This window comes from Pseudoruminococcus sp., from assembly GCF_047012705.1.
In the GTDB taxonomy this organism is placed as follows: Bacteria; Bacillota; Clostridia; order Oscillospirales; family Acutalibacteraceae; genus Pseudoruminococcus.
Genome location: NZ_JBKXNW010000017.1, coordinates 1 through 11,725, shown reverse-complemented (window position 1 = coordinate 11,725; position 11,725 = coordinate 1). Strand labels below are relative to the sequence as shown.

Below are 11,725 nucleotides of genomic sequence, written 5' to 3'. Positions count from 1 at the left end.
ATCATAGTCGCACAAAAATTCATAGTGCTAAATATAGTATTTTTGATATATGAGTTTAAAATTTTGATTTTGTACAGATTTTATTAAATTATTGTGTCATATTTCTGCATAAATCTAAGAAATATCACGAAATAATAATTGCAAGAGCCTTTACCATATGATATAATAAATTGTTGATAATATAACTAAGTAAAAAGAGGGATTCTGAAATGGATACAAGAGAGAATTTAAGAAACATTGCTATTATAGCCCATGTTGACCACGGCAAAACTACGCTCGTTGACCAGCTTCTTCTTCAAAGCGGTATATTCAGAGCTAACGAAGCTGTTGAAGAAAGAGTTATGGACTCTAATGACCTTGAGCGTGAAAGAGGAATTACAATTCTTTCTAAAAATACTGCTGTTATGTATAATAATACTAAAATAAATATAGTCGACACTCCAGGACACGCAGACTTCGGTGGCGAGGTTGAGCGTATTCTTATGATGGTTGACGGTGTTCTTTTGCTCGTTGATGCTTTTGAAGGCTGTATGCCACAGACAAGATTCGTTCTTAAAAAAGCTCTTGGATTAGGCAAAAAACCTCTCGTAGTTGTTAATAAAATTGACAGACCTGGCGCAAGACCTGAAGAAGTTGTTGACGAAGTTCTCGATCTCTTTATCGAACTTGGCGCTGACGAAGACCAGCTTGAGTTCCCTGTTGTTTACGCATCAGGCAGAGATGGCTACGCAACGCTCGACCCACACGAAAAAGGTACTGATATGAAGCCTCTCTTTGAGAAGATTATATCTGAAATTCCTGCACCAACAGGCGAAATGAATGCACCTTTACAGATTTTGTTCTCAAATATCGACTATGATGAGTATGTTGGTAGAATCGGTATAGGTCGTGTTGAAAGAGGTAGCGTTAAGGTTGGACAACAGATTGTCCTTTGCAGAAATGACGGCACAACCAAAAATGCTAAGGTTACAAAGCTTTATCAGTTTGAGGGACTTAAAAGAGTTGAAGCTCAGACAGCAGAGCTTGGTGATTTGATTGCCGTTTCAGGTATTCCCGACCTCAATATCGGTGAAACAGCTTGCTCCCCTGACTGCATAGACCCACTTCCATTTGTTAAGATTGACGAGCCAACCGTTTCTATGATGTTTATGGTTAATAACAGCCCATTTGCAGGTCGTGAAGGTAAGTTTGTTACATCAAGAAATATTCGTGACAGACTCTTCAAGGAAGTTGAAACAAATGTTGCTATGCGTGTAGAAGAAACTGATTCTGCTGATACATTCAGAGTTTCCGGTCGTGGCGAACTTCATCTTTCTATTCTCATAGAGCAAATGAGAAGACAAAACTATGAATTCCAGGTTTCCCGTCCAAAGGTTATTTATAAGACTATTGACGGCAAACTTTGCGAGCCTATGGAACTTCTTATGATTGAAGTTCCGGATAACTATGTTGGTGCTATTATGGAAAAACTCGGTACTCGTAAGGCTGAACTCCTTAATATGGGTACCCGTGAATCAGGCACAACTCATCTCGAATTTAGAATCCCGTCAAGAGGTCTTATGGGTTACAGACCGGAATTCCTTACAGATACAAACGGTAATGGTATTATGAACCACATCTTTGACGGCTATGAAGAATATAAGGGTGACATTCAGCAAAGAGCTCAGGGTTCTCTTATCGCTCACGAAACAGGTACTACAACTGGTTACGGCTTATTTGCCGCTCAGGATAGAGGCCGTTTATTTGTTGGTCCCGGTGTTGATGTTTACGAAGGTATGATTGTTGGAGCAAGCCCTAAGAGCGATGATATTGTTGTTAATGTCTGCAAGAAAAAGCATATTACAAATACTCGTGCTTCTGGTTCTGATGATGCACTCAAGCTTACACCTCCTACAATTCTCAGCCTTGAACAGTCACTTGAATTTATCACTGACGATGAGCTTGTAGAGGTAACTCCAAAGTCTATCAGAATGAGAAAAACTATTCTTAATAAAGAGCAGAGAATGAAAAAAGCAAGCAAGGGCTGATAAACCGAATGAACTTCGTCATATTAGATTTGGAATGGAATCCAAGTTATAGCAAAAAGCTCAAGGGCTTCATAAATGAAATAATTGAATTCGGTGCTATTAAGGTTAATTCAAATTTGGAGATAACCGATACTTTTTCTGTCCTTGTAAGACCTCAGGTTGGCAAAAAGCTAAATGAAAAGATTACTATACTTACGCACATCACTGATGAAGATGTAGAAGACGGCTGTACCTACACTCACGCATTAAGCGGCTTCAGAAAGTTTCTCGGCAATTCAGTGCTAATGACATGGGGTATTACTGATATTTATGTTCTTATGGAAAATACCAAATATTTTCTTCAAGACGATAGATTGTCTTTCATAGATAGCTATGCAAATCTTCAGGATTATTGCGAGGATATGCTAATACAAAAGAACATCAAAATCAATGAAAAAAATGCAGGTAAGCAAATGGGTTTAACTACGGTCGCAGAGCTTTTAGAGATAAACTTAGATAACATTTCTCATCACCGAGCTTTAGATGATAGCATAATTGCTTATGAGTGTTTTAAGTATTTATATTCGTATCCTATCTTACTTTCTGATATTCAAAAATTTAACGATGAGTTCTATCGCAAGCTTACATTTAAAAATACTATTCTTTGCGACCTCAATAATCCTCTTATTGATAAAAAAGAAATGTATTTTACTTGTTCTTGCGGATATAGAGCCAAGCGAAAAAAGCCGTGGAAATTTTCGTGTAAGTCATTTACTGCACCCTTTGCCTGTAAACACTGCGGAAATACATTTATGGGACGAATACAATTCAAATTAAAATATGACGGTGTGCATATTATCAAGAAAATACTTAAGCCTATAAATAAAGAAGATATCGATGCACAAAAAGTCACAGTTGAAAAATGATAAAAACCTCCTAAGAATTTTTATATTAGGAGGTTTTTCTTTACTTTACAAACATAAATTTCTATATATTTTTTATGATTCACAAGCAAATTCTGAATAATATCACCAAAACGCAATATCCTATGATTAAGGAGGTAATTTTATGGCTATAATACCTTGCGGTGATAATTGTATTTATCAGATTGACGGATATTGTCATCTTGAACTACCATCTTTTGTTACGAACAATACAAAAGATTCGTGTATATATAAAATTTGTCCAGAAGAAAGTTCAAACTCAAGAACAGATTGCATCAAAGGCCTCACGAACAGTGCTAACACCGATAACCTTAATATTCAAATCCTTTGAAAGCTTTATAGAGTCAAGGTTATGTTTCGGTACGATACACTTTTTAAAACCAAGCCTTGCCGCCTCTTTCACACGCTCCTCAGCGTGTGATACTGAACGAATTTCTCCAGCAAGTCCAATTTCTCCAAATGCAAGCATATCATCAGGGATAACTATATCCTTCAAGCTGCTGACTAATGCCATAGAAACAGCTAAATCTGCCGCCGGCTCATCGAGTCTTAATCCACCGACAACATTTATATATGTGTCAAGATTTGCAAAATAGAATCCCGCTCTCTTTTCAAGCACAGCAAGCAAGAGCGACATTCTGTTATAATCAAAGCCTGTACTCATTCTTCTTGGATTACCAAAACCCGTTGTTGTTGCTAAGCCTTGAATTTCTGCAAGAATCGGGCGAGAACCCTCCATAACACAAGCAACACAAGTTCCAGAAACATTTTTAGGTCTGCCTGAAAGCAGCATAAGTGATGGATTTTCAACTTCAGAAAGTCCCCTATCGCCCATACTAAAGACACCTATTTCGTTAGTTGAGCCGTAACGATTTTTCACAGCTCTAAGAATACGATATGACATCTGTTTATCTCCCTCAAAATAGAGAACTGCATCAACAATATGTTCAAGAACCTTAGGTCCTGCTATGGCACCATCTTTATTTACATGACCGACTATAATTACCGGAATATCGAGAGTCTTAGCTGTTCGCATAAGAATATTAGTACACTCTCTTACCTGTGTAACACTTCCGGGAGATGAGCTTAACTCTGTAAAATTCATAGTTTGTATTGAATCTATCATTACAAGGTCAGGCTTTTCCGAGCGAATATATTCAGCGGCAACCTCTACATCAGTCTCAGTCAAAACATAAAGATTATCGCTATCCACATTAAGACGCATAGCACGAAGCTTAATTTGTCTGCGTGATTCTTCACCTGAAATATATAGTATCTTTAACATTCTGCCAAGATGATTACATATCTGCAAAAGAATGGTCGATTTACCTATGCCGGGGTCGCCACCAAGCAAAACAAGAGAACCCTTTACAATTCCTCCACCAAGAACTCTGTCAAGCTCTTTTGAGCCTGTAAAATATCTCTGTTCATCGTCTGTTGAAATCTCATTTATTCTCAAAGGCTTAGAATATGATGAAGACATACGCTTTTCAGGCTTAACTACACCAGATTTAGTAGTTTCACGAATTTCTTCATTAAGGGTATTCCATTCTCCGCAAGATGGGCATTTTCCGAGCCATTTTGCAGTTTCATAGCCACATTCCGAGCAAACATATAAGCTTTTAACTTTTCCTGCCAAATTTATCACCTTAACTTAGTTTTTATTTTTATATTCCAATATTCCACAATATATTGCAAAAGCCATTTTACTTTGATATTCCTCATTTGAAAGATTCTTAGCCTCTTCCTCATTCGAAATAAAGCCACACTCAACAATTACTGCCGGCACATTGGCTTTATTTAATAAGTAAATATCACTTCCGCCCTTTTTAAGCTCTCGCTTATTTTCAGGCTGAATCAAACCAGTAATAGACTTGCGAATATTTTCTGCAAGAATCTGACTTCTATCATTGTTTGTTGAATAGAACATCTGAGCACCGCTATACTTACTCTGCTCAAATTTATTTTGATGTATACTTACAAGAATATTCTTTTTATTATCGTTTACGATTTCTACACGGTTTTTCAAATCAGAAACTTTTCTTTCTCGAATAGTTCCTGAGGCTGTATCATATATAGAAATATCGCTTTCACGAATCATCTTAACTTCTATTCCAGATGCTTTGAGCATATCTCTGAGCTTCAAGGCGATTTCAAGGTTTATATCCTTTTCGAGAACAGAATTTGCCACCGCTCCGCTATCCTCACCGCCATGACCTGCATCAATAACCACAATTAGCTCTTTTTCAGAAACCTCTGCCGAAACTGCTTCATCAGCAACCTTTTCAAACGCGTTGAAAACAAGAAACACAAACAAGAATATTCCTATTAAAGTCGACGAATAAATTAAATATGCTTTTAACTTTTCCAAGCTTAATCACCCCTTTGTAATATTTATGCCAAAAGGAGCTTGTATAGAAGTGCATATTTTAAAATTTATTTAACTTTTACATTATTTGTATTCTTTTCATCAAAGTGGATATTAACACCGTTTACTTCTACTCCACCTTCTGCACGAATCATTATGTACTTTGTGCTATCTATAATCTTTGTTTCAATAAGATGACTTCTATCTGGGCTAACTTGAATTTTAACATCGGCTGTCTTTACCTCAAAATGCTTAGTGTCTACAATATTAGTTGGTGTTATCTGAGCCTCTTCACCAAAGCTTTCATCAAATTTTTCTTCAAAAGCCTCTATATGTTCAGGTGATGCACCACAAGCCTTGAAAACATCTTTAATAGTACTTTTTGTAAGCACAAGCGGTTCTTCTCTTTTATATTCCTTATGTTCATCAACCATTTCAGCAAAGGTTGTGTGTACCGCCTGCATAAAATCAAAACTACAATCGTCCTCAACTGATTCAGCAATAACATTCTGAAAGGTTTCCATTTGTATGGTTGCGGGCATAGGAGGTTCAGTATGAAAAATCGCGTCTGTAAAATCCTTATGGCTCTCACTTGTATTTTTAGTATAGTAAAGTGCATTATAAATATTAGCGCTTCTATCATCAAATGCAGGGAACATAAAACCAAGTTCAGGAGCAGAAACCACATAATCTTGTCTTATATTTCTAAATTCATTTTCGCTTGCATAAAAACCAAGTGCAGATTTTATCTGTTTAACAGGGCAAATACTGCACAGATAATAAGCAAACATCTCATCAGATTCGTCCTCCTTGCCAAAACCGTCCTTTCTGATAACAGGTATATCATATTTATCAAAGGCGAGTAATATAAGATAATTGCCATCAAATTTAACGGTCTTTATGATTTTCTCATATAACTGTTGAACGAAATCATCATTTTCAAGCTCTGTTTCACGCAAATCCATAAGTAATTTATGTTCTTCGCTGTCACAAACCTGTTGGGTAGTAAATTCTATATCAATAAGATTCTTACCTATCGAGCCTGAAAGGGTTTTCTTAATAATCTTAAGCAGAGACTCGCTATCAGCCTCCGACATAAGAGAAAGTGACTGGTCAAATTCTGAAATAATCTCCCCTTTTTCATTTACATAACAACCACGAATTTTCTGTATATTACTTTTATCATGACGAAATCTTCTTCTGATTTCTGCAATTTCTTTTTCATTCATTACTTTATTCTTCCTTTTGTATAAATTATAATTAAAAGTTTCGCTCGAGCCTTTTCAAAGGCTCGCAGTTTCCAAAGGCAGAGCCTTTGGTCGCTCTCCTCAGAGAGCAAAATACTTTATCCTTCTCTAAGCGCAGGAGGGTAGAAAAACATTCCAGTGGAATGTTTTTCGTAGGGAACCCTCGCAGGGGGTTCCCTGTCAGAGAGCCGCCGCTCCACAAGACGCAAAATCGGTTTTACAAGCAAAACCTCGACATTTATAAGATAAGATTATTACCACGGTCAAGGTAATTACCAATGAACCACCGTTCTGGTGAGCATAGTTCGCCCCTACATCTCTTTATAAAATACTTAACAGTTTCAAAAAGGAATCAGCCACAGCAAATTCTTTGTCACTGTCCGCAGACAACTAAACACCCATTATCTAAACTATGTTAATTAATATTATAACAAAAATTAGCACCGAAAAACAATAGATATGCTGAATTTCATGGCTATTGATTTTTATTTGAAAGGTGATATAATTTTTATGTTCAGTTAAATTAGCGAAAGGAGATATTATATGAATTTTCTCGATAATACCACATCAGAGGAAAGTATCGAACAGCAATTAAGCCAACTTGATAAGTGGCTGCATGCCGCAGGTGATTGGATTCTCGGTTTTTTGCCAAAACTTATAACCTCAATTATCATTGTAGGCATAGGTTTTTTATTAGCGAAATACATTACTAAGCTTATTATGAAAACTATGAAAAAAGGCAAAGTCGAGCCAACTGTAAAATCATTCTTAGGCTCTATGATAAGTGTTGTTTTAAAAATTCTTGTAATAATTTGTGCTTTAGGTACTCTCGGAATTGATATGACTTCTATCATAACTGTTGTAGGTACTGCTACTGTTGCAATAGGTCTTGCCCTAAAAGACAGTATGGCAAATATTGCGAGCGGTGTTTTAATCATTATAAATAAGCCCTTCAAGGTTGGCGATTATCTTTCCACAGAAGGTTTAGAGGGTACTGTACATAAAATTGAAATGATGTACACCACATTAATTTCCTTTGACGGAAAAGAAATTATACTTCCAAATTCTCGTGTAACCTCAAATAATGTAATAAATTATAATGTTGAGGGTTGTCGTAGGCTTGATTTGCCATTTTCTATATCCTATGATGATAGTATTGTTGAAGCAAGAGATGCTATTATGGAAATAATAAATTCAGATAATAGAATTCTTTCTGAACCCGAACTTCCTGTCGTAGGCGTAGATAGTCATGGCGAGAGCGGCATAAACCTTATTGTAAAAGTCTGGTGTCGTCCGGAAGATTACTGGACATTGCGATATTATATTCCTGAAAAGGTCAAATATGCCTTTGATGAGCGTAAAATTACCATTCCATATAACAGACTTGAAGTTGATATTTTAGAAAAAGGAAATGAAAAATAATGATACTTGCTATTGATATTGGAAATACAAATATAGTTCTCGGCTGCATTGAAGAAAAAATCCTCTTTGTCTCACGCATTACAACAAATAAACAGGCTACAAAAGACGAATACGCAATCAGTATAAATAATATCCTTAAACTCTATAAAATAGAGCCTGAAAAAATTGATGGTGCAATTATTTCAAGTGTTGTTCCAGCGATAAATAATGCAATTTGTGGTGCAGTTAAGATTGTAACCTCTCACGACCCTTTAGTTGTTGGTCCAGGAATAAAAACCGGTCTTAATATAAAGCTTGATAATCCTGCACAGCTCGGCAGCGATAGAGTTGTTGGAGCGGTTGCGGCTATTGCACAATATCCAAAGCCTATAATTGTCATTGATATGGGTACAGCAACTACTTTTTGTGCAATAAATGAGCTTGGCGAACATCTCGGCGGAATAATATATCCAGGAGTAAAAATTTCTCTTGATGCCCTCACTCAAATGGCATCTAATCTTTCTGGAATCAGCCTTACAAAGCCTAAAAAAGTAATTGGTTCTAATACAGCTGATAGTATGAAAAGTGGTATTCTCTATGGTAATGCCTCTATGATTGACGGTATGATTGACCGCTTTGAGGAAGAACTCGGCAAGGCGGCAACAATAGTTGCAACAGGCGGCCTTTCAGAAACGATAATTCCATTCTGTAAGCACAAAATTATATTTGATAATGACTTACTTTTAAAAGGTCTGAAAATCATATATGATAAAAATGTAGAATAAAGAAAGCAAAAGGGAAATTCCAATAGAGGAATTTCCCTTTTATAATACTGTTATGAGCTCTCAGCAAGATTATTATTTATCATAAGCTTATCTTTTAATGTAAGTGGCTTTTTAAGTTTATTAAGAATGTTTATAATACCATCTGCCCAAACAATTATAAATATTGGTGTAAAGTTAAACAAATATCTTGAGCGTGTTTCCCATACCAAGAAAAATAAAAATACACCAAAAACTATAATATGCATAAGCGTTATATAATCAAAGCGTGGTTTTTTTATACATGAAAATAATGAAACACATATCATAAGTAACATTGAAAGTTGCATTCCGGAACTAATAGATTTAAATATCGGAAAACATCTTCCGTCCATTAAGAAAAATTCATGCAAAAAATTTTTCCCATTGTATGGCTTGTAGATGTGATAGCCTATCCAATATGTACCATCGCTCCATGTAAAATTAGCTTTTATAACCAAATGTTTTATTAAACCAGAGACTCCATATCTTGAAATTCTTTTTTCTATCTCCTGTATATTAGCAGCTTTCTTTTCATCATAGTTTCCTGCCATACGAGTAAAAGTGCTATCTTTCTGATTAAAACCTCCATTATTTTTTAGTCCCATCATTACCCAATGAGTAAGTGGATATTTCTCTTTATAGAGAGTCTCATCTGTTGTAATTTGCAAAGATGAGACTAAACCATTGAAAGCTATTGCAAGAGCCAAAAATCCGGCTATAATTGTTCCTGAGCCAAGCAGTATTTTTTTAATTCCACCTTTATAAATCATATAAATTATAGCTGCAACTATTACTATTATCGCACTTCCCTTTAGTTCGAAACCAATTGCGCATGAAATTCCCGAAAAGAAAAATAATATAATTTTATTTACTATTTTCTTTGAATCATACCCGCAGATAAATAGATAAATCGAAAGTATTACAAACGGCATACTGAATGAGTCTGTATAAAAATATGTACAATAAGTATAGTATGGCAAAAATAAAATACAAAGTATCATTGTTGTTAACGCATGAAAATTACCAAAAGCCTTCTTTGCAATTAAATAACAGAATACTACCGAAGCTGATATAAACAAAGTATTTAAGATAACGGGTGCCTCAATGGGAATCGTCCCTGAAATCAAATATATTATTCTATAATAGAAAGAAAATAATACCGTAATTCCATTATTGTTTGTATATCTCGCAAGATAATCTTTATTTTGTGGAATATTATCATAAATATGCTCCATATTGCCATTTACAGCATAACTCTTTGATACCTCATTTATAACATTCCAATCCGTAACAGGCTTAGCGAGCATATTAAATGCAAGTATAAATTGCACAATAAGCATCACAGCCAACATTATAAGAAAAGCTATATTAAGACTTTTATTATCTATATTAGCAAACTTTTTTTGTAGCTTAGGAAATATTACATATGAAACAGCAAGAAAAGCAACTGCTAAAATTACGCCAAAAAAATTCGTTCCAAAAATGGTACATATTGCGACAAATGTAACAATCGCAAAAATCACAAAGAAAATCATATGAAAAGCTTTATCGAATATTTTTGAAATCATACATTCACTCCTATATTTTTAAAAACTCATATTTCATATTAAATTTAAAATTTATCACCACTCTTCTTTTACCTTTTAACAAAAATACTAAATACAACTCCATGTATTTTCTGGAATTTTTACAATATTTCCATCAATATTAAAACATAGCGAAATATTGCTTTTTCATTTACTACCGAAAAAGTAATTTTAACATATATTATAGCTAACACCATAATCATAAGATATACTAAATACCTTTTCTATGCTATTTTTATACAGCCTTTTAATCAAGATAATCTCAATTTTTTCATCAAAACTAAAGGGGAAAGACTTAAGCCTTTCCCCTTTTACTATGGTGGACACTAACGGACTTGAACCGCTGACCCTTCGCACGTCAAGCGAAAGCTCTACCAGCTGAGCTAAGTGTCCATTTCCTGAGTGCTTGATTATTATACATCAGCTATAAAAAAAAATCAAGTATTTTTTGCAAAAAAATATCTTTTTCGCATATTGCATAATTTTTAAACTTTTTATAATTATCATTTGCTAAATTCATCATTTAATGATAAAATAATATAAGAGGTGATTCATTATGATAAAAAATATTGTCACAGATATTAAATTTTTGCAGAAAAAGTCAACTTCTGCCACAAGACTTGATGCAAATATAATAAAAGATATTCAAGATACCCTTTTAGCTAATAAAAAATCTTGTGTTGGCATGGCAGCAAATATGATAGGCTATAGCAAAAGAATAATAATTGTAGATACTGGACTTATAACCATGACAATGTTAAATCCAAAAATAATCAAAAAGTCAGAATCTTACGAAACAGAAGAAGGTTGTCTTTCTCTAATCGGTATTCGTAAAACAAAAAGATATAACAAAATTGAAGTTGAATATGAAGATGTTTCTTTTAAAAAACATATCGGTAAATTTAATGGATTTACTGCTCAAATTATTCAACATGAGATTGACCATTGTAATGGAATTATAATTTAAAATTAAATCAGAAAAACACTTGCATTTATTTTAATTTTGATGTATAATAGACGGTAGTTTGCGGGTGTGGCGGAATTGGCAGACGCGCTAGATTTAGGTTCTAGTGGTAACCCCGTGCAGGTTCAAGTCCTGTCACCCGCACCATATAGCTAAGCCTCAGTATTTATGTGGATTTCCGCATTTTTACTGAGGTTATTTTTTTATAGCTTGTATTATGTAAAATTGTTTAAAATATTGCAAAATATTATACCGATGTGACACTAAATGTGACACTAAAAATAACTTACAAAAACAAAAAGGGCTGTACCCACACTGATATGTGCCCCAGAATTCTGGGTATATATCAAAGTGGATATATAATAAAAAAGTGGACAAGTATGATAAAATAGAAGACAGAAAAAGG

At 34.6% G+C, this 11,725-nt stretch carries 9 protein-coding genes and 2 tRNA genes; 6 read left to right on the top strand and 5 right to left on the bottom strand.

Annotation, left to right across the window (positions count from 1 at the left end):
- Nucleotides 1-209 precede the first annotated feature (209 nt).
- Nucleotides 210-2,027, top strand: a complete 1,818-nt coding sequence (typA, locus tag ACLU24_RS13005) for a translational GTPase TypA (protein ID WP_412613091.1) — start codon at nucleotides 210-212, stop codon at nucleotides 2,025-2,027.
- A gap of 8 nt (nucleotides 2,028-2,035) precedes the next feature.
- Nucleotides 2,036-2,932, top strand: coding sequence for a 3'-5' exonuclease (locus ACLU24_RS13000; protein WP_412613090.1), 897 nt, complete (start codon nucleotides 2,036-2,038; stop codon nucleotides 2,930-2,932).
- Nucleotides 2,933-3,209: 277 nt separating this feature from the next.
- On the opposite strand, the gene radA is transcribed toward ACLU24_RS13000, so the two are convergent.
- The 3 genes from radA to ACLU24_RS12985 all read right to left on the bottom strand — a co-directional run bounded on the left by radA (nucleotide 3,210) and on the right by ACLU24_RS12985 (nucleotide 6,547).
- On the bottom strand, nucleotides 3,210-4,589 hold the full coding sequence (radA, locus tag ACLU24_RS12995; RefSeq protein WP_118366198.1) for a DNA repair protein RadA: 1,380 nt from the start codon (nucleotides 4,587-4,589) through the stop codon (nucleotides 3,210-3,212).
- A gap of 15 nt (nucleotides 4,590-4,604) precedes the next feature.
- A complete protein-coding gene (locus ACLU24_RS12990) occupies nucleotides 4,605-5,321 on the bottom strand; it encodes an N-acetylmuramoyl-L-alanine amidase (protein ID WP_412613089.1) in 717 nt (238 codons plus the stop codon).
- 65 nt (nucleotides 5,322-5,386) lie between these two features.
- Entirely contained in the window at nucleotides 5,387-6,547 is a 1,161-nt protein-coding gene (locus ACLU24_RS12985; RefSeq protein ID WP_412613087.1) for a DUF4317 domain-containing protein, read from the bottom strand.
- 561 nt (nucleotides 6,548-7,108) lie between these two features.
- Here ACLU24_RS12985 and ACLU24_RS12980 point away from each other — a divergent pair.
- Nucleotides 7,109-7,987: a mechanosensitive ion channel family protein gene (locus ACLU24_RS12980; protein WP_412613086.1), complete on the top strand. Its 879-nt coding sequence runs from the start codon at nucleotides 7,109-7,111 to the stop codon at nucleotides 7,985-7,987.
- Nucleotides 7,987-8,751, top strand: coding sequence for a type III pantothenate kinase (locus ACLU24_RS12975; RefSeq protein ID WP_412613085.1), 765 nt, complete (start codon nucleotides 7,987-7,989; stop codon nucleotides 8,749-8,751). Before ACLU24_RS12980 ends, ACLU24_RS12975 begins: the two co-directional genes overlap by 1 nt.
- Nucleotides 8,752-8,801: 50 nt before the next feature.
- On the opposite strand, the gene ACLU24_RS12970 is transcribed toward ACLU24_RS12975, so the two are convergent.
- The gene (locus ACLU24_RS12970; protein WP_412613083.1) at nucleotides 8,802-10,337 is read right to left on the bottom strand and encodes a glycosyltransferase family 39 protein; all 1,536 of its coding nucleotides are present in this window, start codon (nucleotides 10,335-10,337) and stop codon (nucleotides 8,802-8,804) included.
- A 335-nt stretch (nucleotides 10,338-10,672) separates the two neighbouring features.
- Nucleotides 10,673-10,748: transfer RNA gene (locus ACLU24_RS12965), tRNA-Val, on the bottom strand.
- A gap of 163 nt (nucleotides 10,749-10,911) precedes the next feature.
- On the opposite strand from ACLU24_RS12965, the gene ACLU24_RS12960 reads away from it, so the two are divergent.
- Both ACLU24_RS12960 and ACLU24_RS12955 read left to right on the top strand, forming a co-directional pair.
- The gene (locus ACLU24_RS12960; protein ID WP_412613081.1) at nucleotides 10,912-11,322 is read left to right on the top strand and encodes a peptide deformylase; all 411 of its coding nucleotides are present in this window, start codon (nucleotides 10,912-10,914) and stop codon (nucleotides 11,320-11,322) included.
- Between the two features lie 60 nt (nucleotides 11,323-11,382).
- Nucleotides 11,383-11,466: transfer RNA gene (locus ACLU24_RS12955), tRNA-Leu, on the top strand.
- Nucleotides 11,467-11,725 lie beyond the last annotated feature (259 nt).